Annotated in this window: 28 protein-coding genes; 16 read left to right on the top strand and 12 right to left on the bottom strand. The window is 72.2% G+C overall.

Features of this window, described 5'->3' with window-relative positions:
• Nucleotides 1–371, top strand: a 371-nt coding sequence (locus SM611_RS18980; protein WP_371951023.1) for an alpha-glucosidase C-terminal domain-containing protein, incomplete at its 5' end; no start/stop codon positions are given.
• Nucleotide 372: 1 nt separating this feature from the next.
• Nucleotides 373–1,803 (top strand): maltokinase N-terminal cap-like domain-containing protein, encoded by a 1,431-nt coding sequence (locus tag SM611_RS18975; RefSeq protein WP_371951021.1) that lies wholly within the window; start codon nucleotides 373–375, stop codon nucleotides 1,801–1,803.
• Between the two features lie 16 nt (nucleotides 1,804–1,819).
• Here the strand turns inward: SM611_RS18975 and SM611_RS18970 are convergent, their stop codons facing one another.
• Complete coding sequence (locus SM611_RS18970) at nucleotides 1,820–2,578, bottom strand: GntR family transcriptional regulator (protein ID WP_371951020.1); 759 nt, start codon at nucleotides 2,576–2,578, stop codon at nucleotides 1,820–1,822.
• Between the two features lie 175 nt (nucleotides 2,579–2,753).
• Between SM611_RS18970 and SM611_RS18965 the strand changes: the two genes are divergently transcribed.
• The 3 genes from SM611_RS18965 to SM611_RS18955 all read left to right on the top strand — a co-directional run bounded on the left by SM611_RS18965 (nucleotide 2,754) and on the right by SM611_RS18955 (nucleotide 5,967).
• Entirely contained in the window at nucleotides 2,754–2,972 is a 219-nt protein-coding gene (locus SM611_RS18965) for a hypothetical protein (RefSeq protein ID WP_371951018.1), read from the top strand.
• A 381-nt stretch (nucleotides 2,973–3,353) separates the two neighbouring features.
• On the top strand, nucleotides 3,354–5,585 hold the full coding sequence (glgB, locus tag SM611_RS18960; protein ID WP_371951017.1) for a 1,4-alpha-glucan branching protein GlgB: 2,232 nt from the start codon (nucleotides 3,354–3,356) through the stop codon (nucleotides 5,583–5,585).
• 28 nt (nucleotides 5,586–5,613) lie between these two features.
• A complete protein-coding gene (locus SM611_RS18955) occupies nucleotides 5,614–5,967 on the top strand; it encodes an ACT domain-containing protein (RefSeq protein ID WP_371951016.1) in 354 nt (117 codons plus the stop codon).
• 47 nt (nucleotides 5,968–6,014) lie between these two features.
• On the opposite strand, the gene SM611_RS18950 is transcribed toward SM611_RS18955, so the two are convergent.
• The gene (locus SM611_RS18950; RefSeq protein ID WP_371951014.1) at nucleotides 6,015–6,872 is read right to left on the bottom strand and encodes an NUDIX domain-containing protein; all 858 of its coding nucleotides are present in this window, start codon (nucleotides 6,870–6,872) and stop codon (nucleotides 6,015–6,017) included.
• Between the two features lie 100 nt (nucleotides 6,873–6,972).
• On the opposite strand from SM611_RS18950, the gene SM611_RS18945 reads away from it, so the two are divergent.
• The 4 genes from SM611_RS18945 to SM611_RS18930 all read left to right on the top strand — a co-directional run bounded on the left by SM611_RS18945 (nucleotide 6,973) and on the right by SM611_RS18930 (nucleotide 10,367).
• Complete coding sequence (locus SM611_RS18945; protein ID WP_371951013.1) at nucleotides 6,973–7,464, top strand: PaaI family thioesterase; 492 nt, start codon at nucleotides 6,973–6,975, stop codon at nucleotides 7,462–7,464.
• Nucleotides 7,465–7,532: 68 nt separating this feature from the next.
• Nucleotides 7,533–9,236 (top strand): signal peptide peptidase SppA, encoded by a 1,704-nt coding sequence (gene sppA / locus SM611_RS18940; protein WP_371951011.1) that lies wholly within the window; start codon nucleotides 7,533–7,535, stop codon nucleotides 9,234–9,236.
• Nucleotides 9,221–9,733 carry a flavin reductase family protein gene (locus SM611_RS18935; protein WP_371951046.1) on the top strand — a complete coding sequence of 171 codons (513 nt, stop codon included), beginning with the start codon at nucleotides 9,221–9,223 and terminating at the stop codon, nucleotides 9,731–9,733. The genes sppA and SM611_RS18935 overlap by 16 nt, the downstream gene beginning before the upstream one ends.
• Nucleotides 9,717–10,367 (top strand): Uma2 family endonuclease, encoded by a 651-nt coding sequence (locus SM611_RS18930; RefSeq protein ID WP_371951009.1) that lies wholly within the window; start codon nucleotides 9,717–9,719, stop codon nucleotides 10,365–10,367. Before SM611_RS18935 ends, SM611_RS18930 begins: the two co-directional genes overlap by 17 nt.
• 3 nt (nucleotides 10,368–10,370) lie before the next feature.
• On the opposite strand, the gene hutI is transcribed toward SM611_RS18930, so the two are convergent.
• The 5 genes from hutI to hutH all read right to left on the bottom strand — a co-directional run bounded on the left by hutI (nucleotide 10,371) and on the right by hutH (nucleotide 17,349).
• A complete protein-coding gene (gene hutI, locus SM611_RS18925) occupies nucleotides 10,371–11,525 on the bottom strand; it encodes an imidazolonepropionase (RefSeq protein ID WP_371951008.1) in 1,155 nt (384 codons plus the stop codon).
• The gene (locus SM611_RS18920; RefSeq protein WP_371951007.1) at nucleotides 11,522–12,868 is read right to left on the bottom strand and encodes a formimidoylglutamate deiminase; all 1,347 of its coding nucleotides are present in this window, start codon (nucleotides 12,866–12,868) and stop codon (nucleotides 11,522–11,524) included. The genes hutI and SM611_RS18920 overlap by 4 nt, the downstream gene beginning before the upstream one ends.
• Before the next feature lie 10 nt (nucleotides 12,869–12,878).
• Entirely contained in the window at nucleotides 12,879–14,078 is a 1,200-nt protein-coding gene (locus SM611_RS18915) for an allantoate amidohydrolase (protein WP_371951005.1), read from the bottom strand.
• A 66-nt stretch (nucleotides 14,079–14,144) separates the two neighbouring features.
• On the bottom strand, nucleotides 14,145–15,794 hold the full coding sequence (hutU, locus tag SM611_RS18910; RefSeq protein WP_371951004.1) for a urocanate hydratase: 1,650 nt from the start codon (nucleotides 15,792–15,794) through the stop codon (nucleotides 14,145–14,147).
• A gap of 10 nt (nucleotides 15,795–15,804) precedes the next feature.
• A complete protein-coding gene (gene hutH, locus SM611_RS18905; protein WP_371951003.1) occupies nucleotides 15,805–17,349 on the bottom strand; it encodes a histidine ammonia-lyase in 1,545 nt (514 codons plus the stop codon).
• An 80-nt stretch (nucleotides 17,350–17,429) separates the two neighbouring features.
• On the opposite strand from hutH, the gene SM611_RS18900 reads away from it, so the two are divergent.
• The 3 genes from SM611_RS18900 (at nucleotide 17,430) to SM611_RS18890 (ending at nucleotide 19,510) form a co-directional block, all read left to right on the top strand.
• Nucleotides 17,430–18,206 (top strand): IclR family transcriptional regulator, encoded by a 777-nt coding sequence (locus SM611_RS18900; protein ID WP_371951002.1) that lies wholly within the window; start codon nucleotides 17,430–17,432, stop codon nucleotides 18,204–18,206.
• 75 nt (nucleotides 18,207–18,281) lie between these two features.
• Nucleotides 18,282–18,911: a ClpP family protease gene (locus tag SM611_RS18895; protein WP_371951001.1), complete on the top strand. Its 630-nt coding sequence runs from the start codon at nucleotides 18,282–18,284 to the stop codon at nucleotides 18,909–18,911.
• Nucleotides 18,908–19,510 (top strand): ClpP family protease, encoded by a 603-nt coding sequence (locus SM611_RS18890; RefSeq protein WP_371951000.1) that lies wholly within the window; start codon nucleotides 18,908–18,910, stop codon nucleotides 19,508–19,510. Before SM611_RS18895 ends, SM611_RS18890 begins: the two co-directional genes overlap by 4 nt.
• Before the next feature lie 3 nt (nucleotides 19,511–19,513).
• On the opposite strand, the gene SM611_RS18885 is transcribed toward SM611_RS18890, so the two are convergent.
• Nucleotides 19,514–19,882, bottom strand: coding sequence for a helix-turn-helix domain-containing protein (locus SM611_RS18885; RefSeq protein ID WP_371950999.1), 369 nt, complete (start codon nucleotides 19,880–19,882; stop codon nucleotides 19,514–19,516).
• A 165-nt stretch (nucleotides 19,883–20,047) separates the two neighbouring features.
• Between SM611_RS18885 and SM611_RS18880 the strand changes: the two genes are divergently transcribed.
• Nucleotides 20,048–20,644, top strand: coding sequence for a DUF4189 domain-containing protein (locus tag SM611_RS18880; RefSeq protein ID WP_371950998.1), 597 nt, complete (start codon nucleotides 20,048–20,050; stop codon nucleotides 20,642–20,644).
• Nucleotides 20,645–20,647: 3 nt separating this feature from the next.
• Here SM611_RS18880 and SM611_RS18875 read toward each other — a convergent pair whose 3' ends face one another.
• The gene (locus SM611_RS18875) at nucleotides 20,648–21,073 is read right to left on the bottom strand and encodes an ATP-binding protein (RefSeq protein WP_371950996.1); all 426 of its coding nucleotides are present in this window, start codon (nucleotides 21,071–21,073) and stop codon (nucleotides 20,648–20,650) included.
• Nucleotides 21,074–21,408: 335 nt separating this feature from the next.
• On the opposite strand from SM611_RS18875, the gene SM611_RS18870 reads away from it, so the two are divergent.
• Together SM611_RS18870 and SM611_RS18865 are read left to right on the top strand one after the other, a co-directional pair.
• Nucleotides 21,409–22,293: a helix-turn-helix domain-containing protein gene (locus SM611_RS18870; RefSeq protein ID WP_371950994.1), complete on the top strand. Its 885-nt coding sequence runs from the start codon at nucleotides 21,409–21,411 to the stop codon at nucleotides 22,291–22,293.
• Nucleotides 22,290–22,490 carry a DUF397 domain-containing protein gene (locus SM611_RS18865; RefSeq protein WP_371950992.1) on the top strand — a complete coding sequence of 67 codons (201 nt, stop codon included), beginning with the start codon at nucleotides 22,290–22,292 and terminating at the stop codon, nucleotides 22,488–22,490. The genes SM611_RS18870 and SM611_RS18865 overlap by 4 nt, the downstream gene beginning before the upstream one ends.
• Before the next feature lie 126 nt (nucleotides 22,491–22,616).
• On the opposite strand, the gene SM611_RS18860 is transcribed toward SM611_RS18865, so the two are convergent.
• On the bottom strand, nucleotides 22,617–23,195 hold the full coding sequence (locus SM611_RS18860; protein WP_371950990.1) for a dihydrofolate reductase family protein: 579 nt from the start codon (nucleotides 23,193–23,195) through the stop codon (nucleotides 22,617–22,619).
• 80 nt (nucleotides 23,196–23,275) lie between these two features.
• Nucleotides 23,276–23,815, bottom strand: a complete 540-nt coding sequence (locus tag SM611_RS18855; RefSeq protein ID WP_371950989.1) for a hypothetical protein — start codon at nucleotides 23,813–23,815, stop codon at nucleotides 23,276–23,278.
• Nucleotides 23,816–23,951: 136 nt separating this feature from the next.
• On the opposite strand from SM611_RS18855, the gene SM611_RS18850 reads away from it, so the two are divergent.
• Nucleotides 23,952–24,842, top strand: coding sequence for an endonuclease/exonuclease/phosphatase family protein (locus SM611_RS18850; protein ID WP_371950988.1), 891 nt, complete (start codon nucleotides 23,952–23,954; stop codon nucleotides 24,840–24,842).
• 54 nt (nucleotides 24,843–24,896) lie between these two features.
• Here the strand turns inward: SM611_RS18850 and SM611_RS18845 are convergent, their stop codons facing one another.
• The gene (locus tag SM611_RS18845; RefSeq protein WP_371950987.1) at nucleotides 24,897–25,820 is read right to left on the bottom strand and encodes an ABC transporter substrate-binding protein; all 924 of its coding nucleotides are present in this window, start codon (nucleotides 25,818–25,820) and stop codon (nucleotides 24,897–24,899) included.
• Between the last annotated feature and the right edge of the window lie 14 nt (nucleotides 25,821–25,834).

The following is a 25,834-nucleotide window of genomic DNA, read 5'->3' as shown; positions in this document are numbered from 1 at the left end:
CCCTCCTGCACTGGACCCGCAAAATGATCGAGATCCGCCAACGCCACCCCGTCTTCGGCGTCGGATCCTACGTCGAACTCTCCGCCTCCAACCCCTCCGTCCTCGCCTTCACCCGCGAGATCAACGGCGGGGACGCCAATCAATGGGGCGGAATGGACACCGTCCTGTGCGTGAACAACCTGTCCCGTTTCCCGCAGCCGGTGGAATTGGACCTGCGGCGGTTCCGGGGCTCCGCTCCGATCGAATGCATGGGCGGCGTCCAGTTCCCCGCCATCGGCGAACTGCCCTACCTGCTGACGCTCCCCGGGCACGGCTTCTACTGGTTCCTGCTTCCGCCGTCGCCCGAGGAGAACGAGCCGGTGAAGGAGTGATGTGACCGTGCCGCCGCCCGACCGTTCCCTCGTCCGGCTCCTGTCCGACTGGCTGCCGCGGCAGCGCTGGTTCGGCGGCAAGGACGTCCCGATCGACGAGCTGTCCATCGGCACCGCCACCGAACTCCGCTCCGGCGACCCCGCCCTCCACCACCTCGTCCTCGACGTCCGCCAGAACGGCGCCACCGACCACTACCAGCTCCTCCTCGGCGTCCGCCGCGAGCTGCCCGAGCGGCTGCGGTCCTGCGCGATCGGGCGGACGTCGGGCGAACCCGCGATCAGCGGGCACGTCTACGACGCCGCCCACGACCCGGAGCTGAGCTCGGTCCTGCTCGACTTCATGGCGAACGAGACGGTGGTCGGGCCGCTGCGCTTCCGGCGCGCTCCCGGGACCGGCGTCCGCACCGGCCTGGAGGGCCTGCCGACCTCGGCCGAGCAGAGCAACACCTCGCTGATCTTCGACGACGCCTACATCTGCAAGCTGTTCCGGCGCCTGTCCCCCGGCGTCAACCCCGACCTGGAGGTCAACCTCGCGCTGTCCCGCGAGGGCTGCGAGCACATCCCCGCCGTGCACGGCTGGATCGAGCTGGACCCCGGCACGCACGGCGGCGAGCCGGTCACGCTCGCGCTGCTGTCGGAGTACCTGCGCACCGGCACGGACGGCTGGCAGCTCGCCCTCACCAGCGTCCGCGACTGGTTCGCGCAGCCCTCGTCGCCCGGCCCCGCCGCCGCGTCCGCCGCCGACGACGCGGGAGCCGCCGGCGGCGACTTCGCGGCCGAGGCCGAACGGCTCGGCGCCGCCACCGCGCGGGTGCACCGCGACCTCGCCGCCGCGTTCGGCGTGACGCAGACGCCGCCCGAGGTGCTGCGCGACATCGTGTACGCGATGAACGTGCAGCTCGACCAGGTCACCGCCGCCGTCCCCGAGCTGCGCCCGCACGCGCACGCGATCCGCGAGGTGTTCGACCAGGTCTCGGCCGGGGCCGCGGCGCTGCCGTTCCAGCGCGTCCACGGCGACTACCACCTCGGGCAGGTCATGCGCACCGACTCGGGCTGGATGCTGCTCGACTTCGAGGGCGAGCCGGCCCGGCCCCCCGCCGAGCGCCGCGCCCTCGCGCACCCGCTGCGGGACGTCGCCGGGATGCTGCGCTCCTTCGAGTACGCGGCGCGGTTCCTGCTCGTGCGGGACGGCGGCCTGCCCGAGGGCACCACCGACGCGCTGGAGCTGCGCGCCCAGGCGTGGGCGGAGCGGAACCGGGCCGCGTTCTGCGACGGCTACGCGGCGGCCGGCGGGCCCGATCCGGCCGCGCACGCGGCGCTGGTGCGGGCGTTCGAGTTCGACAAGGCCGTCTACGAGGTCCGGTACGAGGCGCGGAACCGGCCGTCGTGGCTGCCCGTCCCGCTGCGCTCCCTCGCCCGCCTCGCGGGCTGACCCGCCGCGCGCCCGCTCACAGGTCGATCGAGTAGTCGAGGACGACCCGGTCGGCGGGCAGCACGATCTCGCGGCAGACCTCCATCACGCCGTCGCCCGCCAGCATCCGGCGGGTGATGCCGAGCACCGGCACGCCGCCGCTCATCCGCAGGGTCTCCGCCTCCTCGGGGGTCGGCATGCGGGACCGGACGGCCTCCTCCACCCGGACCGGCGGATGGCCGAGATAGGCCAGCTGCGCGAGCGTCCCGCCGGGCCACGGCTCGCGTGCCGGGTCGGACACGGGGGTGTCGCCGACGAGGTCCCACGGCAGGTAGTTGACGGAGATCTGCTGCGGTTCGCCGCGCGCGTAGAAGACGAACCGGCGGCGCAGCAGCTCGGTGCCGGGCGGCAGCTCGAACAGCCCGCCCAGCTCGTCGTCCGCCCGCACCCGGGTGAACTCCCGGTCCAGCCGGTACTCCTCCCAGGTGATCTTCTGGTCGCGGGTGAAGGTGGTCTCGGGGACGGCCAGCGGCCGGGTCACCGCCCGGTAGCGGTCCATCGCGACCCGCCGCGCCGGGGGGACGACCTTGACGAGCGTGCCGCCGCCGCGGCGGGTCTCGACGAGCCCCTCCCCGCGCAGCAGCGCCACCGCCTGCCGGACGACGATCTCCGAGACGCCGTGGACCTCGCACAGCTCCGCGATGGTCGGCAGCCGCCGTCCCGGCGGAAGGCTGCCGTCCCGGATGCCCTCCCGCAGCGTGTCGGCGATGCGCAGGTAGGCGGGACGGTCCGGCACCGGCGTCACCTCCCAACTGGTATACCGCGTTCGAACGATGTTCGATCCGGCGTTCGATCCTTCCTTCCACGCGCTATCCGCGAGGGCACGGTCCGCTTACGGACAGCTTGACACCTCTTGGACCGAGTAAGACTTTTGTATACAGAAGAACGGCCTCGGGGAAGGGACAACCTTGATGGGCGACTTCGACGCCTTGAAGGCGGCCATCGAGGGAGAGTTCTCGGGCTGGCAGGTGTGGCGCAGCGACGCGGGACGCTGGTACGCGACGCGCAGCGGCGACCTGACCGACGCCCAACTCCAGGCGGGATGTGCGATGACGGTGGCGGCGGACGACTCCGCGGGGCTCCGCCGGCTCCTCGTCGAACAGACCCGCGGAGGACGCGAGGACGGATGACCGGACGCCATGGGGAACGGCGCGGCCCGGTCCGCGAGCGGGGGCGGACCGGGCCGGGGCGCTCCGGTACGGCAGGTACCTGTGTCGCTCAGGTGACACAGGAGTGGAGCCCAGGGCGGCGGGGTCACTGTCACCCCTGGGGCGAGGTAGACGTGGCCGCACGGACGGCGCCATTCGGCGCGACCCCACGACGAAGAGTCGAGCCGCCCGTGCGGTCGCAACCCGTCCGCCCGCCCACCAGCCGGCACCCGGCACCTTCGGTCGACGAACTCGATCTTGAACGTCAAGCTCGCGGAAACAGGTCCGCCCGTGATGTGAGACCGCCGCTTCTCGGGGCACCTCTACTGGGATGAAAACTCAGTGACGGGAGGCCATGAGGTCATGGCACGGGTGACGCGCGCGGAGATCGACCGGCTCGTCGGCGGCGACCACCACGATCCGCACGGCGTCCTCGGGGCGCATCCGGGACGGGACGGCGTGACGGTGCGGGCACTGCGCCCGCTCGCGGAGAAGGTCGAGGTCGTGCTCCCGAACGGGGACCGGCACGCACTCCGCCACTTCCACCAGGGCCTGTTCGCGGGCACGCTGCCGGCGGGGGCGTCCCTCGCGGGCGGCGACGCGGAGGAGGCGCCGCTGGCGGTGCCCGACTACCGGCTCGCCGTCACCTACGGGGACGGCGTCGAGTCGATCCAGGACGACTCCTACCGGCACCTGCCGACGCTCGGCGAACTCGACCTGCACCTGATCGGCGAGGGACGGCACGAGGAGCTGTGGCGGGCGCTCGGCGCGCGGACCCGCTCCTACGCGTCCGCGTTCGGCACCGTGCACGGGACGGGCTTCGCCGTGTGGGCGCCGACGGCGCGCGGGGTGCGCGTGGTCGGCGACTTCAACCACTGGGACGGCCGCGCCCATCCGATGCGGTCACTCGGCTCGTCCGGGATCTGGGAGCTGTTCGTCCCGGGCGTCGGCGACGGCATGTGCTACAAGTACGAGATCCTCGGCGCGGACGGCGTGTGGCGCACCAAGGCCGACCCGATGGCGCAGTTCACCGAGCGTCCCCCGGCGACGGCGTCGCGCGTGTTCACCTCGTCCTACGAGTGGGCCGACGGCGCGTGGATGGACGGCCGCAAGGACCATGACTGGCTGCACGAACCCATGAGCGCGTACGAGGTGCATCTCGGGTCGTGGCGTCCTGGGCTGGGCTACAAGGAGCTGGCCGAGGAACTCGTCGACTACGTGCGCGACATGGGTTTCACGCATGTGGAGCTGCTGCCGGTCACCGAGCACCCGTACGGCCCGTCCTGGGGCTACCAGGTGACGTCCTACTACGCGCCCACGGCGCGGTTCGGGAACCCGGACGACTTCCGCCACCTCATCGACCGCCTCCACCAGGCCGGTATCGGCGTCATCATGGACTGGGTGCCGGCCCACTTCCCCAAGGACGAGTGGGCGCTGGCCCGGTTCGACGGCACCGCCCTGTACGAGCACGACGATCCGGCGCGCGGCGAGCACCCCGACTGGGGGACGCTCGTGTTCAACTTCGGGCGCGCCGAGGTCCGCAACTTCCTCGTGGCGAACGCGTCGTTCTGGCTGGAGGAGTTCCACATCGACGGCCTGCGCGTGGACGCCGTGGCGTCGATGCTGTACCTCGACTACTCCCGCAACGAGGGCGAGTGGTCGCCGAACATCTACGGCGGCCGGGAGAACCTGGAGGCCATCTCCTTCCTCCAGGAGATGAACGCGACGGTCTACAAGCGCAACCCGGGCATCGTGACGATCGCGGAGGAGTCGACGGCGTGGCCGGGGGTGTCGCGTCCGACCCATCTCGGCGGGCTCGGGTTCGGGTTCAAATGGAACATGGGCTGGATGCACGACACGCTCGAATACCTGCGCCACGAGCCCGTGTTCCGGCACTACCACCACAACGAGATCACGTTCTCGCTGGTGTACGCGTTCTCGGAGAACTACGTCCTGCCGCTGTCGCACGACGAGGTCGTCCACGGCAAGGGGTCGCTGCTGAGCAAGATGCCGGGCGACGCCTGGCAGCAGTTCGCGGGGCTGCGCGCCCTGCTCGCCTACATGTGGTCGCATCCCGGCAAGCAGCTGCTGTTCATGGGGCAGGAGTTCGGGCAGGGCGCCGAATGGGCGGAGGAGCGCCCGCTCGACTGGTGGCTGCTGGAGAACGCGGCCGAGGGCGCCAACCATCTCGGGCTGCAGCGCCTCGTCCGCGAGCTGAACCGCGCCTACCGGGCCGAGCCCGCGCTGTGGACGCGCGACAGCGACCACGAGGGGTTCCGCTGGATCGACGGCAACGACGCGGGCGGCAACACCCTCTCCTACCTGCGCTACGGGACGCCCCGGGACGGCGGTGAGCCGCCGGTCGCCGCGTGCGTCGTCAACTTCGCCGGCAACCCGCACGAGGGCTACCGGCTGGGCCTGCCGCGCGCCGGCGGCTGGCGCGAGGTGATCAACACCGACGCCTTCGAGTACGGCGGCAGCGGCGTCGGCAACATGGGCCGGGTCGAGGCGACCGGGGAGCCGTGCCACGGCCTGCCCGCCTCCGCGGTGCTGCGCGTCCCGCCGCTCGGCGCGGTGTGGCTGGTGCCCGAATAGGAGCGCCTGGGTGAATAGGGTGGGGCGCATGCAGCGCCTCCACATCGTCCCCGGCCAGTTCGTGGTCGAGCACCTGCCGAACGCGACGTTCCCCGAGGACGACGAGTGGGTCGCGCTGGTGCGCGCCCCCGAGGGCCTCACCGTCGTGCGGGACGCGTCCCCGTTCGCCGAGGTCGAGCGCTGGGTCGGCTTCTACGGCGATGCGGGCCACGGCCTCGACGTGCCCGGCATGCTCGCCGCGCTCGTGGGGCCGCTCGCGGAAGCCGGGGTGTCCGTCTTCGTCGCGTCCACGTATCACGCCGACCTCGTCCTCGTGCCCGAGCACCGGCTGAAGGACGCGACGGCCGCGCTGCGCGACGCGGGCCACCGCGTCGAGGTCTAGCCGGTTGCGATCCGGCCGGCGGGTCCAGGCGGCGGGTTGAGGCGGGTCTAGAGGCGTTCGAGGAGCCAGCGCGGGCCGGTGACGGCGGCGCCGGCCGCCTCGCAGCGGGCGCGCAGCTCGCGGTCGGCCGTGACCACCAGGTGCGCGGTGTCGGGCGCGGCCGTCGCGACGAGATCGACGATCTGGTCGTCGCCGCTGCCGGGCGCCGCCACGACCCGCACGCCGTCGGACGGCTCGTCCGCGACCGGCCGCGCCGCGCCCTCCACGACCATGACGACCTCGGGGAAGCAGTCGTCGAACGGGACGACGCCGGCGGGCAGCCCCCGCACCCCGCCGCCCAGGGCCTTGAGGTCGTCGCGGAGGCGCGCGTTCGCGCCCGCGCGGTCCCTCCACCAGCCGTCGGCGCGGGCGCCCACGACGTTCGCCGCGTCCACGACGAGGACGAGCCCCTTCATCACGGCCTGCAGGCGGGGCCACGACCGCTCGAACGGCGCGAACAGCTTGCGGTCGGTGACCTCCTCCATGCGCACCCATTCGGCTCTGCGCGTCTCCCTGGACGCGGGGTCGACGGGGACGCGCGCCGGCAGCGTCCCCATCACGGACGTGAACGACCAGCCGCCGTGGTCCTCGACGCTGGTGCCGTGCACGTTCACCGCGCCGGTGTCGAGCGTGCACTCCTCGGCGGTCTCGCGCAGCGCGCCCGTGACGGCGTCCTCGTGGCTGTGCAGCGCGCCGCCGAACATGCCCCACGTCCCGCCGCCGATCCCCCACCAGGCGCGCTGCTGCAGGAGGATCCACACCTGGCCGTCCGCGTCGCGGTGGTAGGCCAGCAGGCCCGCGGCGCCGAACCGTCCCCAGTGCGTGTGGCCCTGCCCGCAGCCGGCCCAGCCGTCGCCGTCTCCCATGCGTCCGACGATAGCGCCGGACACCGGTGATGAACGGCACAGTGCCGCCGCGCTGAATACCGAATAACATTCTAGGATCACTGTGACCAGGGAGTGCGAGTTGAGCGTCGACGCGAGCGCGGAGGCCTTCCACCGGGAGGCCGCCGACCTGTGGAACACGCTGTCGGGCGCCGAGTTCATCCAGGCGATGATCGACAAGCGGATGCCGGAGTTCTCCGACATCAGCGACTACATCGGGCAGGCCGTCTCGTCCGCCGCGGCCGGCCGGATCGAGATCGCGTGGTCGCCCGAGGACAAGCTCTGCAACCCCGGCGGCACCGTCCACGGCGGCTACATCGCGATGATCCTCGACAACGCGGTCTGCCTGGCGGCGAGCAGCACGTGCGACCGCTTCATGCCGATGCTCACACTCAACCTGAACGTCGACTACCTGCGCGGCGTCCGGTCCGGGGAGACCTACACCGTCACCGGGACCTGCCTGCACCCGGGCGGCACCCGCATGGTCTCCAACGCGCTGATCACCGACGCCGGCGGGCGTCCGATGGCGCAGGCGTCCGCGAGCGTGATCCCGAACAAGGCGTTCGCGCGCTGACCGGCGCCCCGGCGCGGGACGCGGCGCGGGGCCGGGAGGGGCCGCGGGCGAGCGCATAGTCTGGTGCCATGGTGGATCCCGGCACAGTCGTCAACGTGTTCAAACAGGCCCGCGACCGGCGGACGGCCCCGCTGATCCTCGAACTGGACCTCACCGAGGGCATCGTGGAGACCGCGCCGTCCGACCCGATCTCGGCGATCCTCTCCATGCGCCGGACGAACCTGCGGGACGTCCTGGACGGGTTGCGCCGCGCCCGCTCCGACAGCCGGGTGCGCGCCCTCGTCGTGAAGGTCACCGGCGGGATCGGGCTGGCGCTCGCCCAGGAGCTGCGCGAGGCCGTCCAGGCGCTGCGGGACGCCGGCAAGCTCACCGTCGCGTGGGCCGAGACCTACGGCGAGGGCGGCCGCGGCACTGTGCCGTTCTACCTGGCCACCGCCTTCGACAAGGTGTACCTCCAGCCGACGGGCGAGGTGGGGCTGACCGGCGTCGCGATCGAGGAGCCGTTCTTCGCCGGCGCCCTGGAGAAGGCGGGCATCCAGCCGCGGTTCGCCAAGCGGTACGAGTACAAGACCATGGCGAACACGTTCATGGAGAAGACCTACACGCCCGAGCACGAGGAGTCGTCCAAGCGGCTCGTCGCCTCGCTCGGCGAGCAGATCACCGCCGGGATCGCCGCCTCCCGCGGCCTGCCCGAGGAGAAGGTCCGCACGCTCGTCGACCGCGGCCCCTTCCTCGCCGACGAGGCCCTGGAGGAGAACCTCGTCGACGGCCTCGCCTACCGCGACGAGGTCTACGCCGGCCTGCGCGAGCGGTTCGGCGCGGAGGCGCAGCTACGCTACGTCTCCCGCTACAACCGCGCGCACGGCATCGCCGGCCGGCTCCCGCAGCCCGGCAGGCAGGACGTCATCGCGCTGATCAACGGGCAGGGCCCGATCCGGCTCGGCCGCAGCGGGCGCGGCGGGCCGCTGCCGAACTCCGGCCCCGCGATGGGCTCCGACACGATCGGCGCGGCGTTCCGCGCCGCCGTGAAGGACGACCGCGTCAAGGCCATCGTGTTCCGCGTGAACAGCCCCGGCGGCTCGGCGGTCGCGTCCGACGCGATCTGGCGCGAGGTCGTCCTCGCGCGCCGCGCCGGCAAGCCGGTGATCGTCTCCATGGGCAACGTCGCCGCGTCCGGCGGCTACTACGTGTCGATGGCCGCGGACACGATCGTCGCGCAGCCCGGCACGCTGACCGGCTCGATCGGCGTCGTCGTCGGCAAGGCCGTGGTGAGCGGCCTGCTGGACCGCGTCGGCATCGGCCTCGGCGCCGTCGCCGACGGCGACCACGCCCGCATGCTCAGCGCCACCAAGGACTTCAGCGACTCCGAGTGGGAGCGCGTCAACGCGTCCCTCGACCGGATCTACGACGACTTCACCTCGAAGGTCGCCGAGGGCCGCGACCTGTCCCGCGAACGCGTCCACGAACTGGCCCGGGGCCGCGTCTGGACGGGCGCGGACGCGCGCGAGCGCGGCCTCGTCGACGAGCTGGGCGGCATCGACACGGCCCTGGACCTGGCGCGCAAGAAGGCCGGCCTCGCCGCCGACGCGCCGATCCGCGCCTACCCGCACTCCTCGCCGCTGGAGCGGCTCCGCCCGCCGGAGTCCAGCGAGGACCGCACCGCCGCGTCCGCCCGCTTCGACGCGTGGGGCTCGCTCGGCGGCCTCGCCGCCCGGCTGGGCCTGCCCGCGGCCGGGCCGCTCACCCTCCCGGGCAACTGGGAGATCCGCTGAACGCCGACTTCACCGAGGCCGTCGCGGGCTTCGCCACGGGCGTGGTCGTGCTGACCGTCCGCGACGGCCGCGACGACCTCGGCACCACGGTGACCTCGTTCATGTCCGTCTCCCTGGAGCCGCCCATGGTCGTGGCGAGCGTGGCGACCTCGTCCTATCTCTGCGAGGTCCTGAACCGCCGCCCCCGCTGGGCCGCGACGATCCTGTCGTCGCCCCAGCGGGCCCTGGCCGGCCGCTTCGCCGCGGAGGGGCGTCCCAGCGCCCGCATCCTCCTGGCCGCCGAACGCCATCATCGCGGCGTGCGGTCCGACGCCCTGATCCCTGAAACGGGCATTTCAGCCCTAGAATGCGAAACCCGCCAAACCATAGAAGCCGGCGACCACACCCTTTTCGTGGCCGAGGTCCTCACGATGGACTACACGACCCGGGACGAGAAACCCTTAATAAGAGTCAACCGCCGTTATCTGGAGGACGGGTCACGTGCCGGACGACGATGATGGCGACATGACGATGAGTGAAATGGACTTCCAGCAGCAAAGCCTCATGTCGCTCGAGGAGTATCTCGAACTCGACGAGGATGTACGGCGGGACAGCGAGGTGGTCGAGGGGCATCTGGTCGCTCGCGAACCGCGCGACCGCCCGCACCAGAAGACCGCGTTCCGCCTCGCCAACGCTCTCGAGGCGGCGGTGCTCAAGTACAGGGCCGCGCACTCCGGCGGCACCGCACCATGCTACGAGATCAACACCGAGGTGCCCGTCCGGCTGTGGGACGTCCCGCTGACCGTACGCAAGCCCGATGCGATCGTGCACCACTGCCGCGCGCAGTTCGAGACGCTCGAAGCAGCGGATGCGGTACTGGTCGCCGAGGTGATCTCACGCTGGTCGCAGTCCCGCGACCGGATTCACAAAATGGGCGAATACGCCAAAGCCCTCATACCACATTACCTGATCGTTCAATTCGACGAACGCGGCGCGACCATTCTTGAGCACTACGCCCTGGTGGGCACGGATGCATCCTATTCCAGGATCGGGATCACCCATCGAGACCGGGATATATGGGCGCTCAGCCTCACGACTCCGTTCGAGATACAGATCGGGTGGCAGGACCTTGAGGTCGCGCTGCCCGCCTGATCCTCAAACCCGGCAACCGGCCTTCCATACGGCGGCGGTCTGGGGGACGCCGGGCCGGTAGGCCAGGTGAATGTGGGACGGGGCGTCCAGGACGTGGACGTCCGCGCGGGCGCCGGGGGCGAGGCGGCCCACGTCGGTGCGGCGGAGGGCGCGGGCACCGCCGGCGGTGGCGGACCAGACGGCCTCGGCCGGGGTCATGCGCATGTCGCGGACGGCGACGGCGACGCAGAACGCCATGCTGGAGCTGTAGCAGGAGCCCGGGTTGCAGTCGGTCGCCAGGGCGACGGTGGCGCCGGCGTCCAGGAGGCGGCGGGCGTCGGGGTAGGGCTGGCGGGTGGAGAACTCGACGCCGGGCAGGAGGGTCGCCACCGTCCGGGACGAGGCCAGGGCGTCCACGTCGGCGTCGCTCAGGAACGTGCAGTGGTCGGCGGACGCGGCGTCCAGTTCGACGGCGAGTCGTACGGCGGGGCCCTGGGTGAGCTGGTTCGCGTGCAGGCGGGGGCTCAGGCCCGCCTTCATGCCCGCTTGCAGGATCTCGCGGGTCTGGTCCGGGTCGAACGCGCCTTCCTCGCAGAAGACGTCCACCCAGCGGGCGTGCGGGGCGCAGGCGGACAGCATCTCGGTCGCGGCCAGGTGCGTGTAGGCGGCGGCGTCCCAGCCGGCGGGGACGACGTGGGCGCCGAGGTAGGTGACCTCGTCCGCGAGTTCGGCGGCGATGCGGACGGCGCGTTCCTCTTGGTCGACCGTGAGCCCGTAGCCCGATTTGCATTCGACGGTCGTGGTCCCCTGGCGCGCCATCTCGTCGATGAGGCGGCGCAGGTTCGCGCGGAGGTCGTCGTCGGACGCCGCGCGGGTGCGTTCGACGGTGGTCCGGATGCCGCCCGCGGCGTACTTCCGGCCGCTCATGCGGGCGGCGAACTCCTCGGCGCGCTCGCCGGCGAAGACCAGGTGGGCGTGGGAGTCCACGAAGCCGGGGAGGACGGCCCGTCCGGCGGCGTCGAACGACGCGTCGGCGGCGGGGGCGGCCGAGGCCGGGCCCGTCCAGGCGACGGTGCCGCCGTCCATCACGAGGGCCGCGTCGCGGACGATGCCGAGGCCGTCGCCGACGGCGGGGTCGTTGGTGACGAGCTCCCCGATGTTCGTGATGACCGTGCTCAATCGGGCTCCTCGGCGGTGACGGCTCGGGTGAGGGCGGCGGGGACGTCGTCGACGAGCAGGTGGCGGCCGTCGTGGACGATCGGGCGGCCGGAGACGACGACGTGCCGGACGTCGGCGGAGGTGGCGGCGAACACGGCGGCCTCGGCGGCGTGGCCGGGCCCGGCGCCGGCGGTGCGGACGGAGCCGAGGTCGACGGTGACCAGGTCGGCGTACGCGCCGGGTTCCAGGCGCCCCGCCTCGGGCCAGCCGAGCCCGTAGTGGCCGTTGGACGTGGCGGCGGCGAGCAGTTCCCCGGCCGTCCAGTGGCCGCGGGCGCGGGTGCGGAGGCGTTCGTTCAGCTCGACGGCGCGGGCCTCTTCGAACAGGTCGATGACGGCGTGCTGGTCGGAGCCGAGGCAGATCGGGGAGCCGGCGTTGGCCAAAGCGCGCGCGGGGCCGATCCCGTCGGCGAGGTCCCGTTCGGTCGTCGGGCACATGCACACGCCGGTCATGGTCGTCCCGAGGAGGCCGATGTCCTCGTCGGTGAGGTGCGTGGCGTGGACGGCGGTGGTGAGCGCGCCGAGCGCGCCCGCCTCGGCGAGCAGCCGGGTCGGGGTCATGCCGTAGGCGTCCAGGCACGCCTCGTTCTCGGCGGGCTGCTCGGACAGGTGGACGTGCAGCGGCGCGCGGTGCTCCTTCGCCCAGGACGCGACGGCGCGGAGCTGCTCGCGGGGCACGGCGCGGACGGAGTGGATGGCGGCGCCGACGCGGGCGTGCAGGCGGCCCGCCTTGTCCGTCTGCTCGTAGAGGGTGTCGACGCGGCGCGCCCAGTTGCCGGCGGTGCCGTCGCCGAAGCGGAGCTGCGAGCCCTTCAGGGGGCGGCCGATGCCGCCGGTGAGGTAGCAGGCGTCGAGGAGGGTGATCCGGATGCCGGCGTCGGACGCGGCGGCGATCAGCGCCTCGCCCATCGCGTTGGGGTCGGCGTAGGGCGCGCCGCCGGGCCGGTGGTGCAGGTAGTGGAACTCGCCGACGCAGCTGATCCCGGCGAGGGCCATCTCGGCGAACACGGCCGTGGCGAGGGCGCGGTAGGAGTCGGGGCCGAGCCGGTCGGCGACCGTGTACATCTGCTCCCGCCACGTCCAGAACGTGCCGGAGTGCGCCTGGACGCGGGAGCGGAGGGCGCGGTGGAAGGCGTGGGAGTGGGCGTCGGCGAGGCCGGGGAGCGTCAGTCCGGGCAGGTGCTGGGCGGCCGGGGGGCGGGGGACGCCGGCCGCGATCCCGGTGATCCGCTCGCCGTCGGCCTCGATGAGCACATCGGCCGCCACACCGTCTCCGAGCCAGGCGAACTGGGCATGCCACTGCATACCGGAACCCCTACCCGCGCGCCAGGTCGTCCAGTACCGCGGTGAGGGCTTCCACGCCGGCCAGGCAGTCGGCCGGTTCGGCGAACTCGGCGGGCGCGTGCGAGACCCCGGTCGGGTTCCGGACGAACAGCATCGCGGCGGGCACCCGGGCGGACAGGACGCCCGCGTCGTGTCCGGCGCCGGTCGGCAGGACGGGCGGGCCGCCCAGCGTCGCGCCGACCCGGTCGCGGAGGGCGCGGTCGAAGCCGACGCTCTCGGTGTAGGACTCCTCGGCGAGGTCGACGCCGACCCGGTGGGGGCGCGCGGCGACGCGGGCGGCCTCGTCGATCTCGCGCACGGTCCGGCGGACGGCGTCGCCGGCCGGGCCGCGGGCGTCCAGCCAGGCGGTGACGGACGAGGCGATCGCGTTCACCCCGCCTGGCACGACGTCCACCTTCCCGACCGTCGCGACGGTCCCGTTGCGTTCTGCGGCCTCGCGGGCGGCGATGACCATGCGGGCGAACGGCAGCATGGGGTCGCGCCGGTCGGCGAGGGCGGTCGTGCCGGCGTGGTTGCCCTCGCCGGTGAACCCGAACCGCCACCGGCCGTGCGGGACGATCGAACCGGCGATTCCGACGGGCTGCTCCAGGGCCCGCCCCTGTTCGACGTGGAGTTCGATGTAGCAGCCGATGCGTCCGAGGAGGTCGTCGTCCGGGCCGATGGCCTCGGGGTCGAGTCCGGCGTTGTGCATGACCTCGGCGAACGTGCGGCCGCCGCCGTCGGTCAGCGCCCGCGCCCGCGCCGGGTCGATCGCCCCGCAGAGCAGGCGCGACCCCAGGCAGGCCACGCCGAACCGGGCGCCCTCCTCCTCGGCGAACGCGCCGATCCCGATGGGCCGCGCCGGCCGGAGGCCCCGCTCCCGGAGCCCGTCGATCGCCGCGAACGCGGACACGATGCCGAGCGGCCCGTCGTACGCTCCCCCGCCGGGGACGGAGTCGAGGTGGCTGCCGGTCAGGACGGCGCCGTCCCGCGTCCCGTCCTCCGGGAACCACCAGGCGAACATGTTGCCGTTGGCGTCGTGCTCGACGGCGAGGTCGCGGCGGCGCGCCTCGTCCAGGAACCAGGCACGGCACTCCAGTTCGGGCGCCGTCCACGCGAACCGGTGGTAGCCGCCCGTGGCGTCGTCCCTCCCCACCGGCAGCAGCGCCGCCCACATCTCCTCAAAGCCCACCTTGCCTCCGTTCACCTGCGGCGAGTCGTTGTTATCCGCGCCGCCAAAACAACAACACGCCGCAGCTCAACGCATCGGGATACGGACGCCGCGCTCCCGCGCGACCTCCTCCGCGCGCTCGTATCCGGCGTCGACGTGCCGCATGACGCCGGTGCCGGGGTCGTTGGTCAGGACGCGCCGGAGCTTCTCGCCGGCGAGGGCCGTCCCGTCCGCGACGCAGACCTGGCCCGCGTGGATGGACCGGCCGATCCCGACCCCGCCGCCGTGGTGGATGGACACCCAGGTCGCGCCGGACGCGGTGTTGAGCATGGCGTTCAGCAGCGGCCAGTCGGCGATCGCGTCCGATCCGTCCTTCATGCCCTCGGTCTCCCGGTACGGGCTGGCGACGGAGCCGCAGTCGAGGTGGTCGCGGCCGAGCACGATCGGCGCGCTGATCTCGCCGCGCGCGACGAGGTCGTTGAACGCCTCGCCGGCCCTGTCGCGCTCGCCGTAGCCGAGCCAGCAGATGCGGGACGGCAGGCCCTGGAAGTGGACCTTCTCCCCCGCCATCCGGATCCAGCGGGTGAGCGGCTCGTTGTCGGGGAACAGGTCGAGGATCGCCCTGTCGGTGCGGGCGATGTCCTTCGGGTCGCCGGAGAGCGCCGCCCACCGGAACGGCCCCTTGCCCTCGCAGAAGAGCGGCCGGATGTAGGCGGGCACGAACCCGGGGAACTCGAACGCGCGCGCGTAGCCGGCGAGCTGCGCCTCACCGCGGATGGAGTTCCCGTAGTCGAAGACCTCGGCGCCCGCGTCCTGGAACCCGACCATCGCCTGGACGTGCGCGGCCATGGACGTGCGGGCCCTGGCGATGAAGCCGTCGCGGTCCTTCGCGCGTTCGGCGGCCATGTCCTCGAACGCGACGCCGCTCGGCAGGTACATCAGCGGGTCGTGCGCGCTGGTCTGGTCGGTGACGATGTCGATCGGCGCGTCGCGCCGCAGCAGCTCGGGGACGAGGTCGGCGGCGTTGCCGAGCACGGCGATCGACAGCGGGCGCCGCGCCGCCCTCGCCTCCTCGGCGAGGCGCAGCGCCTCGTCCAGCGAGTCGGCCGCGACGTCGCAGTACCGGTGCGCGACGCGCCGCTCGATGCGGGACGGGTCGCACTCGACGCAGATCGCGACGCCGCCGTTCATCGTGACGGCGAGGGGCTGCGCGCCGCCCATCCCGCCGAGCCCGGCGGTCAGCGTGACCGTCCCGGCGAGGGTGCCGTCGAACCGCTTCTCGGCGACGGCGGCGAACGTCTCGTAGGTGCCCTGCAGGATGCCCTGCGTGCCGATGTAGATCCACGACCCGGCGGTCATCTGCCCGAACATCGTCAGGCCGAGCGACTCCAGCCGGCGGAACTCCTCCCAGGTCGCCCACTGCGGGACGAGGTTGGAGTTCGCGATGAGGACGCGGGGCGCCCACTCGTGCGTCCGGAAGATCCCGACCGGCTTGCCGGACTGGACGAGCAGCGTCTCGTCCCCCTCCAGGTCCGCCAGGGAGCGGACGATGCCGTCGAAGGCGGCCCAGTTCCGGGCGGCCTTGCCGGAGCCGCCGTAGACGACCAGCTCGTCGGGGTGCTCGGCGACCTCGGGGTCAAGGTTGTTCTGGATCATGCGCAGGGCGGCCTCCTGCGGCCAGCCCTTGGCGGTCAGCGCGGTGCCGCGCGGCGCGCGGACGGGACGGGGTCCTGACATGTCGGTCTCCTTACGACAGCGGGCCGGTGACGGCCTCGGCGGCGGCGACCAGCGAACCGTCCCGCACCAGCGCGGTGGCGGCGGCGATCTCGGGGGCGAGGTAGCGGTCCGGACCGGGCGGCGGGACGGCCTCGCGCAGCCGCGCGACGACGGCGCCGGTCGCCGGGCCGGGACGCAGCGGGGTGCGCAGGTCGAGGGCCCGCGCGGCGGTGAGGATCTCGATGGCGATCACCTGGGCCAGCCCGTCCACCGCCCTGCGCAGCTTCCGGGCCGCGTTCCACCCCATCGAGACGTGGTCCTCCTGCATGGCCGAGCTCGGAATGGAGTCGGCGCTCGCCGGGGCCGCGAGCCTCTTCAGCTCCGACACGATCCCGGCCTGCGTGTACTGGGCGATCATGTGCCCGGAGTCGACGCCGGGGTCGTCGGCGAGGAAGGCGGGCAGGCCGTAGGAGCGGCCCTTGTCGAGCATCCGGTCGGTGCGCCGCTCGGACATGGACGCGACGTCGGCCGTGGGCACCGCGAGGAAGTCGAGCACGTAGGCGACGGGCGCCCCGTGGAAGTTGCCGTTCGACTCGACCCGCCCGTCCGGCAGCACCACGGGATTGTCGATGGCCGACGCGAGTTCCCGCTCCGCGACCGTCTCCGCGTGCTGGAGCGTGTCGCGCGCCGCGCCGTTCACCTGCGGCGCGCAGCGCAGCGAGTAGGCGTCCTGGACGCGGGTGCAGTCGGGTCCGCGATGCGACTCCATGATGTCGGACGCGGCGAGCAGCGCCCGCAGGTTGGCGGCGCTCGCGGCCTGCCCGGGGTGGGGCCGGAGCGCCTGCAGGTCGGCGGCGAAGACGCGGTCCGTCCCGAGCAGCGCCTCGACGGTCATCGCGGCGGCGACGTCGGCCGCCCTGAGCAGGTTCCGCAGGTCGTCGACGGCGAGGACGAGCATGCCGAGCATGCCGTCCGTCCCGTTCAGGAGGGCGAGGCCCTCCTTGGCGGCGAGCTTGACCGGCGCGATCCCGGCCGCGTCCAGCGCCTCCGCGGCGGGCCTCAGCTCGCCGTCCGCGTCCCGGACCGACCCTTCGCCGATCAGCGCGAGCGCGACGTGGGCGAGCGGCGCGAGGTCGCCGGAGCAGCCGAGGCTGCCGTACTCGAAGACCTGCGGGGTGATCCCGGCGTTGAGCAGCGCCGCGAGCGTCCGGGCCGTCGTGGGCTGGACGCCCGTGCGCCCGGTGGCCAGCGTCCGCAGCCTGAGCAGCATCAGCGCGCGGACGACCTCCCGCTCGACCTCGGGCCCCGACCCGGCCGCGTGCGACCGGACGATGTTGAGCTGCAACTGGTCCCGCATCTCCGCGGGGATGTGCCGCGTCGCGAGCGCGCCGAACCCGGTCGACACCCCGTACACGGGCGTGGGGCGGGCCGACAGCTCCTCGATGTGCGCCCGCGCCTCCCCGATCAGCTTCAGCGCCTCGTCGGTCAGCCCGACCGGAGCGCCCTCGCGTGCGACGGCGACGACCTGCGTGAACGTCAGCGCCTCCGGCCCGACCTCAACCATAGGAACACCCATACCCACCATTGGACCCGTTCGCCGCCGCCCGCCCCACCCCCGGACGGCGCCCGGTGTCTCGGATACGAGACAATGCGCCCATGGCCCAGGTCCCCGCCGCCCGCCGCGCCCTGGCGGTGCTGCGCCTGCTGGCGGCCGCGCCCGGCCCGCTGCCCGCGTCCGCCATCGCCCGCGCGCTGGACCTCCCCCGCTCCAGCACCTACCATCTGCTCGCCGCGATGGCGGAGGACGGCTTCGTCACCTGCCTCCCGGAGGAGCGCCGCTGGGGGCTGGGCGTGGCGGCCTTCGAGATCGGCTCCGCCTACCTGCGGCACGAGCCCCTGGAACGGCTCGCCCGCCCGCTCCTGCGCCGGCTGGTCGACCAGGTCGGCGAGATAGCGCAGCTCGGCGTCCTGCACGGCGCCGAGACCCTCTACCTCCTGAAGGAGCAGCCGCCCCGGCACGCCGCGCTCGTCACCGACGTGGGCGTCCGCATGCCGGCCCACCTCACCGCCAGCGGCCTCTCCCTGCTCGCGCACCTGCCCCCCGCCCAGGTGCGCGCCCTGTTCCCCGGCCGCTTCGTGAACCGCACCGGCAGGGGCGCCGCGTCCCTGCGCGAGCTGCGCCGCGTCCTGGCCGACGACGCCCGGCGGGGCTGGTCCGCGGAGGACGGCCACATCACCGAGGGGTTCGCCAGCATCGCCGCCTGCGCCTTCGACCACACCGGCCATCCGACCGCCGCCATCACGGTGACGTTCCGCCGCGACGACCACCCGCCGGAGACGTGGCCGGACCTCGCCGCCCGCGTGCGCGCGACGGCGGCGTCCCTGACGACCCGGCTCACCGGCCGCCCGCCGAACCGCGCGCGGGGGGCGTGACCGCGCTGCTGTGGGCGGATCCGCCGTGGGCGGATAAGGCTCCGCCCGGTGCGCGCGCCGACGCAGAGTGGACGCATGAGCGAGGAACAGAAGATCCCGTTGTTCAACGAACGAGTGCGGCGCGAGCTGTACCACGAGCGCGTCCTTGTCCTCGACGGCACGCTCGACGACGACAACGGCACCCTGCTGGCGACGCAGCTGATCACGCTGGCGCGCGAGGACGCGTCGGCCGACATCGCGCTGTGGATCCACTCCCACGGCGGGTCGGTGCCGTCGATGCTCGCGATCCGCGACGTCATGCGGCTCGTCCCGTGCGACGTGTCCACGCTGGTGCTCGGCGTCGCCTACAGCGCCGGCCAGTTCCTGCTGTCGTCGGGGACCCCCGGCAAGCGCCGCGCCATGCCGCACGCCCGCGTGCTGATGCACCAGGGCTCCGCGGGCATCGCGGGCGCCGCCGTCGACATCGAGTTGCAGGCCAACGACCTGCGCCACACGCGCGACACCGTCCTCGGGCTCATCGCCGAGGACACCGGCCAGCCGCTGGAGCGGATCTTCGAGGACTCGCTGCACGACCGCTGGTACACGGCCCGGGAGGCGCTCGACTACGGGTTCATCGACTCGATCGTCACCACGCTGGACGAGATCATGCCCGCCGCCCGCCGTCCCGCCGGGCTCGGCGTCCCCTCCGGAGGATCCTCCCGATGAGCACCTACACGATCCCGAACGTGATCGCGCGGCACCCGCGCGGCGAACGCATCATGGACGTCTACTCGCACCTGCTCACCGAGCGGATCATCTACCTCGGCACCGCCATCGACGCGGGCGTCGCCAACGCCCTCGTCGCGCAGCTGCTGCACCTGGAGGCCGACGCCCCGGACGTCGACATCCAGCTGTACATCAACTGCGAGGGCGGCGACCCGAGCGCGATGCTCGCCGTGTACGACACCCTGCGCTTCATCCGCCCGCAGGTGGCGACCACGTGCGTGGGGCAGGCCGTCGCCGTCGGCGCCGTGCTCCTGGCCGCCGGCGCTCCCGGCAAGCGCGCCGCGCTCCCCCACACCCGCGTGGTCCTGCACCAGCCGACGGGGCAGAGCCGCGGCACGATCCCCGACCTGATCCTGCAGGCCGACGAGGTCGTCCGCGTCCGCGCCGACATCGAGGGCATCCTGGCCCGGCACACCGGGCAGGACACCGCGACGCTGCGCGCCGACACCGACCGCGACCGGGTGTTCACCGCGAGCGCGGCACTGGACTACGGCCTCATCGACCACGTGATCGAGGAGCGCCGGCCGATCCCCGTGTGACCGCTACGCGGCCAGCGCGTAGGCGGTGGGGCCGGCCGGCCGCGCCGCGGACGGCGGGCTCAGCAGGCCCGTCGCGACGGCGAGCGCCAGGTCGCCGAGCGTCACCTCCAGGGCGCCGGCGACCGCGGCGATCATCTCGCTGGACGGCTCCTTCACCCCGCGCTCCATCTCGGAGAGGTACTGGGGCGAGACCCCGGCGCGGCGCGCGGTCTCGGCCAGGATCTCGCCGCGCTCGGTGCGCAGGCGGCGCAGGCACTCGCCGAGCGCCTCGCGCCACAGCGGCTCCTGGCCGGGCCCGGCCGGCTCGCGCGTCTCGGCGGGCTCGCGCGGCGTCCCGCCGGCGGGCATGAACGGTCGGACGGTCTCAGCCATACCCCACATCGTAAGCCGGTCCGGAGGTCGCGCACCGCCGCGCGCGAAAAGGGCGACCAGAACCGCGAGTACCCGCCGGCTGGTGCCCGATTTATCGACGTCCCCTCCCCATCTGGTGGGAAATCGCTATGATCTTCCGCAAATCAACGTCTTCGGGGGCTCCCAGTGCAACCACCACCGCGACCGCCGCACGGCGGCCCGCCGCCCGGCTTCGTGCCTCCGCCCGGCCCGCCCGGGTCCCGGCCGCCGGGCGGCGGCAACGCCATGGTCATCGTCATCGTGGCCGTCACGGCCTTCATGGTGCTGCTCGGTGGCGGCGTCTTCCTCCTGGCGGGGGGCGACTCCGACGACGACCCGCCGATCAGGCCGCTGGCCGCGACGCCGACGACGGACCTGGACCTGCCGACCCCGCCCACGTACAGCTACAGCCCGCCGACCTTCCCGACACCGTCCGCGCCGCAGACCACGTACGCACCGCCGCAGATGAACTACGGGGCCATCGCCGTGGGAAGCAACGGCGCGATCGGCAAGGCCTGGGACTACGACTCGATGTCCGCCGCCAAGCGGCGCGCGCTGAACGAATGCTCGGGGAGCTGCAAGGTCCTGACGACGTTCGTCAACGGCTGCGGCGCGGTCGCCTACAACTCCAGGACCAACAGGTACTGGGGCGGCCACGGCTCCACGCGGGCCGCGGCCCAGCGGAACGCGCTGTCCAACGCGGGCGGCGGCCGGACGGTCACCTGGGTCTGCACCACCCGTTAGATCTCAGCCGCGCTGCTCCGTGCAGGGGAAGGTGGCGCGGATCGTCCGGCCTCGGGGGGTGCCGGTCCACGACCACGTGGCGGCGAGGGCGTCCACGGTGAGCAGACCGCGGCCACCCTCCGCGAGGTCGGCCAGGCTCCGCACCCTCGGCTCGGTTGGACCACCCTGGTCGGCGACGTAGACGATGACACCGGCCACGTCCATGCTGATGTCCACGGTGAAGGAGCCGCCGTCCTCACCTGACCGGGTGTGCCGCATCGTGTTGACCGCGAGCTCGTCCAGGACGAGAAGGACGTCGTCCAGTTCCGGAAAGCCTGCCAGCAGGTGCGCGGCGAACGCCCGCACGGACCGGGCCTCCTCCGGCCTGCCCGGAAACTCCCGTCGCCAGTACATCGGGGTCTCGTGCTGAGCGTGGACGGCGAGCAGCATTGTTCACCTCTCGGGACGGTGTGTCATCGGCCGTTCCATCTTCAGTAACCGTGCGCCCACGGTATGGAGAACGACCGGGTCCGCGACCCGCCGCAACGCCCGGCACGCCCCCACCCCGAACGTTCGCCTCGTTTACGTAAACGAACGGAACGGTTCGTGAACCGAGCGTTCACCTCCCGAACGCCACCGAGAGGCACAGCGGTTTCCCGTGCCGGGTGTTCAGCACAGCGTGGCCGTAGATGACACGCTCGGGAATCAACTGGTAACAAGGAGTGAAAGCTCTGACTCCCCCGGTCAGCGCCCCCGCCGCACCGGCCCGACCCAGGAGGTTCCCGGTGACCAGCCCCTTCGTCCGCCGCCGCCGCCTCGCCACCGAACTGCGGGCCCTCCGCGAGCAGAGCGGCCTGACCGCCGACGACCTGGCCCGCCGCATCTACCGCTCCCGCATGACGGTCTCCAAACTGGAGAACGCCCGCTGCCGCCCCGACGTGGCAGACATCATCAAGATCCTCCAAGTTTTCAACGTCACCGGTGACAAGTGGCACGAAATCATCAAGATCGCCGGCGAGGCCGCCGAACGTGGATGGTGGGACACCTACGGCGACGCCATGGGTGTTCGCCAACGGATGTACGCGAACATAGAGTCAGGCGCCGCCACCATCCGCGGGTACAACCAGTTCACACTTCCCGGTCTCCTCCAGTGCCCGGTGTTCACCAATGCGCTGATCGAGATCGACAGTTTGGAAGGGTCGCAGATCGAATACGACCCGAAGCGCAGCCTGGAGGCTCGTCAGCGCAGGCAAGAGGTGATTTTCAGATCTGGCGGCCCCTATTTCGAGAACATACTGGACGAGTTCGTCCTGAGGCGGCTCGCCGTCCCCGCCGACATTCTGGTAACCCAGCTGCGCCATATGGTCGATGTGCTCACTCGTGAGCCGCGCTTCACCGTCCTCGTGCTACCGACGGACGCCCGGCTCTCTCCGGGGCGCTTGCCGGAGTCGGGATACATGATCTACACGTTCACCGACCCGGAGGACCCGACGATCGCCGTTGCCGAGAGCTTGAGTGCATGCACGGTCCACGCTTCGCCTGAGGAAGTGGCAAAGTATGAGCGTCTCCACAATCGGCTCCGGGAAGCTACCCTCCCCGCTTTGGAGAGCATCTCGCTCCTGGCGGAAACGGCCGACCGGCTAAGTGAACAGGTGAGCCACGGGCAGTGAAAACGCAGCACAGCGGCTGGCGCAAGTCCAGCTACAGCACCCCAGACTCCGAATGTGTCGAAGTCGGTCGCTCCCCTCAGGGCACCATCGGCGTACGCGACACCAAGCAGGACGGCAGAGGCCCCGTCCTGGACTTCTCGCCTCGGGAGTGGGGCGCGTTCGTCGAGGCCATCCGCTCCGACAACATCCAGGTGTAATGGCCCCCGGAGGCCACGTATCCACGCGGGCGGCGGCCGGACGGTCACCTGGGGCTGCACCACCCGCTAGAACTCCGGGCCCGCCGTGCGGCCGCCTCTCCGCGGGACGGCTCACCGGGCGGGCTCTCAGCCGTGCAGGGTGGGGCGGTAAAGGAGTTCCTGGATGTGGCCGTCCAGGGTGCGGTGCTCGATGAGTTCGAGGTCGAAGTCGGCCGCGTCCTGGAAGATCCGGTCGAGCCCGGTGCTGCCGGTGATCACGGGGAAGAGCGTCACCTGGACGTGGTCGACCAGGCCGGCCGCCATCAGCGCCCGGTTCATCGACAGGCTGCCGTGCGAGCGCAGCGGCACCGCCGACTCCTCCTTCAGCCGGGCGACGACGTCGACGGCGTCGCCGCTCGCGAGGTCGGCGTCCGGCCAGTCGAGAGGCCCCTCCAGGGTGGTGGACACCACCGTCGCCGGCAGGTTCCTCATCCGGGTGACCCACGGGTCGCGGACCTCAGCGTCCTCGCCGCTCGACGCCAGCATCTGCGCGAACGTCCGGTAGGTGTTGGCCCCGAAGACCATCCGCTGGTCCTCCTCGTAGAGGGCGAGGCGGCGGTCCAGGAGCTCTGGGCCCTGCTTGCCCCAGTAGCCGGTCCAGTCACCGCCGGCGGCACCGAAGCCGTCCAGGCTCGAAAAGACGTCGAACGTGTAGGTAGCGGTCACGGTTCTTCTCCCTGAGTGCGGTCGATCGCTCGTTGGAAATACCGACCGCCGGCCGCGCTGAAACTCATCGCAGAACGGCGTCAGGCGATGCCGGGGAGGGGGTCGGAGGCCAGGTGCCACAGTCGCTGGGCGACCGGGTGACGCAGGGACGGGTCGATGGCCCGGGCGAGTGCCGCGAGCTGGTCGGGCGGCAGCAGTGCGCCTCCGCGGGCCGGATCGCGAAGCCAGAGCTTGGCCGGTGCGCCGCCCGGGACCTGGACGACCAGGCGGGGCAGCGCGCCCCCGCGCCAGTTCGTCCACACCGGCTGGACGTTCTCCGCCGTGACCTGCGCGGCTGCGAGGTCGTAGCGGCGGCGGCCGAGGACCGAGCGCCGAACGAGGACCCTGCCGTCCAGCCAGTACGCGTTCCGGTAGTGCTGGAGCAGCAGCAGGGCGACGAGCGCGTCGAGGAGCAGCAGCGGCAGCAGCGTGAGCACGCCGACGACCGGCACCTCGGAGGAGGTGAGGAACATCAGGCCGATCGCCCCCACGAGCAGGTTCGCCAGGCCGGTCAGCGGGAGGAAGCAGCCGAGCCAGACCCCCCACATCGATCGTTCCAGGCCGGCGTCCAGTCTGAGCACTGGTTCCCCTTTCGTGAATGGCACGGGGCGAAAGGCGGCTGAATTCGCGCCGGAATTCGGCCGCGCACCCGACGAAATATGCGAAATGGACAAGAATTCAAGGAGGATCTAGTCTCAAAGCGGCGGGAGGGGAGCCATGCTGGGACGGGTCCTGCGTCGCCGCTGGTTCTGGCCCGCGGTCGCGGCCGCGGCGGCGGTGCTCGTCTCCGGGTTCGTGCTGGGCACGCCGAGGGCGGACGACGACGGGACGATCCGCGTCATGACCTACAACCTGCGCGGCGTGAACGACCCGCCGCCCAGGGACTGGAAGACCCGGCTGCCGCTCGTCGAGCACCTGCTCCACGACCACGCGCCCGACCTGCTGGGCGTCCAGGAGGCGCGCTGGTACCAGGTGCGCGACCTGGCGCGGGCCCTGCCGGCCTACGGCTGGATCGGGCTCGGCACGCAGGGCGGCACCCGCGACCAGTTCCTGTCGATCTTCTACCGCAAGCAGCGGTTCGAGGTCCTCGACTTCGACCACTTCTGGCTGTCCGACACCCCGTCCGTCATCGGCTCGGCCACCTGGGGCAACCGGTACGTCCGGATGGTGACGTGGGCGAAGTTCCGCGACCGGCGCACCGGCGCCGTGCTGTACCAGGCCAACACGCACCTCGACAACATGTCGGCCGACTCGCGGGTGCGGAGCGCCCGGCTCATCCTCGGCCGGGTCCGCGAATTCCAGGCGGGCGTCCCCGTCGTGCTGACCGGCGACTTCAACTCCGCGGCCGGGACGTCGCCGGTGTACTCGATCCTCACCGGGTCGGACGCGTTCCGGGACACGTGGACGACCGCCGCCCGGCGCGGCCCGCGGTACCGCACCGAGAACCACTGGCTCCCGCCGGAGCGGGACGGCAAGCGCATCGACTGGATCCTGGCCAGAGGCCCGGTCCGCACGGTCTGGACGGAGATCGACCCCTACCGGGACGACGAGGTCTACCCGTCCGACCACGATCCCGTGATCGCTCACGTGCAGGTCTCCGAGGACTGAGGCCCGCCGCGAGCCGCGCGGCGGGCCTCAGTCCAGGCCGCCTTCTCAGGGGCGTCAGGCCAGGCCGGACTTCTTCAGCCAGTCCTCGGCGACCTTCTCCTGGTCGTCCTTGTCGATGGCGATGCGCTTCATCATGTCCAGGAGGTCCTGGGTGGTGAGCTTGGCGGAGACGGCGTTCAGGGCCGCCTTCCCCTGCTCGTTGACCGCGGTCTTGTTGACCAGCGGCGTGACGTTCTGGGCGCTGAAGACGTTCTCCGGGTCCTCCAGGACGACCAGCTTGTTCTGCTGGATGGTCGGGTCCGTGGTGAACAGGTCGGCGGCCTGGATCTTGTTCTCGGTGAGGAGCTTCACCAGGGTGGCCTGGGCGCCGGCGTCGAACGGCTGGAACTTCTTGAAGTCGAGGCCGTAGACCTTCTTCAGGCCGACGAGGCCCTGCTGGCGGGTCTTGAACTCGGACGGCCCGGCGATCGTGAGGTCCTTGGCGACCGGCTTCAGGTCGGCGATGGTCTTCAGGTTGTACTTGGCGGCCGTCTGCGGGTTGACGGTGACGGAGTCCTTGTCCTCGGCCTGGGCCGAGTCGAGGATCTCGACCGACGGCGGCAGCTTCGCCTTCAGGGCGGCGTTGATGTCCTCGGTCGTCGCGGCGGTGCTGCTCTCGTCGACCGACGTGGTCAGCAGGGCGCCGTTGTACTCGGGCATCACGCTGATGCCGCCCTTGACGACCTGGTCGTAGTAGATCTCGCGGGCCCCGATGTTGAACTTGCGGGTGACCTTGATGTTCTTGGCCTCAAGGGCCTGCGCGTAGATCTCCCCGAGCAGGTTGCTCTCGGGGAAGTTGGCGCCGCCGACGGTGACGGTGCCGCTGTCGCCGCCTCCGGCGAGGGGGTTCTTGTCGTCGCCGGAGTCCCCGCCGCCGCAGGCGGACAGCGTCAGGGCGGCCACGAGGCCGACGGCCGCACCACGGATGAGCTTCTTCATTGTCGTTGTCCTTC

The sequence above is a fragment of the Actinomadura monticuli genome (assembly GCF_041463655.1).
GTDB classification, from domain to species: Bacteria; Actinomycetota; Actinomycetes; order Streptosporangiales; family Streptosporangiaceae; genus Spirillospora; species Spirillospora monticuli.
Note: the sequence above shows the minus strand (reverse complement) of the source record. Positions and strands in the feature narration are given on the sequence as shown.

Coding starts and splice junctions, on each gene's coding strand:
- SM611_RS18965 (WP_371951018.1), top strand. CDS start 2,754: ATGGGCGACTTCGACGCCTTGAAGGCGGCCATCGAGGGAGAGTTCTCG.
- glgB (WP_371951017.1), top strand. CDS start 3,354: ATGGCACGGGTGACGCGCGCGGAGATCGACCGGCTCGTCGGCGGCGAC.
- SM611_RS18955 (WP_371951016.1), top strand. CDS start 5,614: ATGCAGCGCCTCCACATCGTCCCCGGCCAGTTCGTGGTCGAGCACCTG.
- SM611_RS18950 (WP_371951014.1), bottom strand. CDS start 6,872: ATGGGAGACGGCGACGGCTGGGCCGGCTGCGGGCAGGGCCACACGCAC.
- sppA (WP_371951011.1), top strand. CDS start 7,533: ATGGTGGATCCCGGCACAGTCGTCAACGTGTTCAAACAGGCCCGCGAC.
- SM611_RS18920 (WP_371951007.1), bottom strand. CDS start 12,868: ATGCAGTGGCATGCCCAGTTCGCCTGGCTCGGAGACGGTGTGGCGGCC.
- hutU (WP_371951004.1), bottom strand. CDS start 15,794: ATGTCAGGACCCCGTCCCGTCCGCGCGCCGCGCGGCACCGCGCTGACC.
- hutH (WP_371951003.1), bottom strand. CDS start 17,349: ATGGGTGTTCCTATGGTTGAGGTCGGGCCGGAGGCGCTGACGTTCACG.
- SM611_RS18900 (WP_371951002.1), top strand. CDS start 17,430: ATGGCCCAGGTCCCCGCCGCCCGCCGCGCCCTGGCGGTGCTGCGCCTG.
- SM611_RS18895 (WP_371951001.1), top strand. CDS start 18,282: ATGAGCGAGGAACAGAAGATCCCGTTGTTCAACGAACGAGTGCGGCGC.
- SM611_RS18890 (WP_371951000.1), top strand. CDS start 18,908: ATGAGCACCTACACGATCCCGAACGTGATCGCGCGGCACCCGCGCGGC.
- SM611_RS18885 (WP_371950999.1), bottom strand. CDS start 19,882: ATGGCTGAGACCGTCCGACCGTTCATGCCCGCCGGCGGGACGCCGCGC.
- SM611_RS18875 (WP_371950996.1), bottom strand. CDS start 21,073: ATGCTGCTCGCCGTCCACGCTCAGCACGAGACCCCGATGTACTGGCGA.
- SM611_RS18850 (WP_371950988.1), top strand. CDS start 23,952: ATGCTGGGACGGGTCCTGCGTCGCCGCTGGTTCTGGCCCGCGGTCGCG.
- SM611_RS18845 (WP_371950987.1), bottom strand. CDS start 25,820: ATGAAGAAGCTCATCCGTGGTGCGGCCGTCGGCCTCGTGGCCGCCCTG.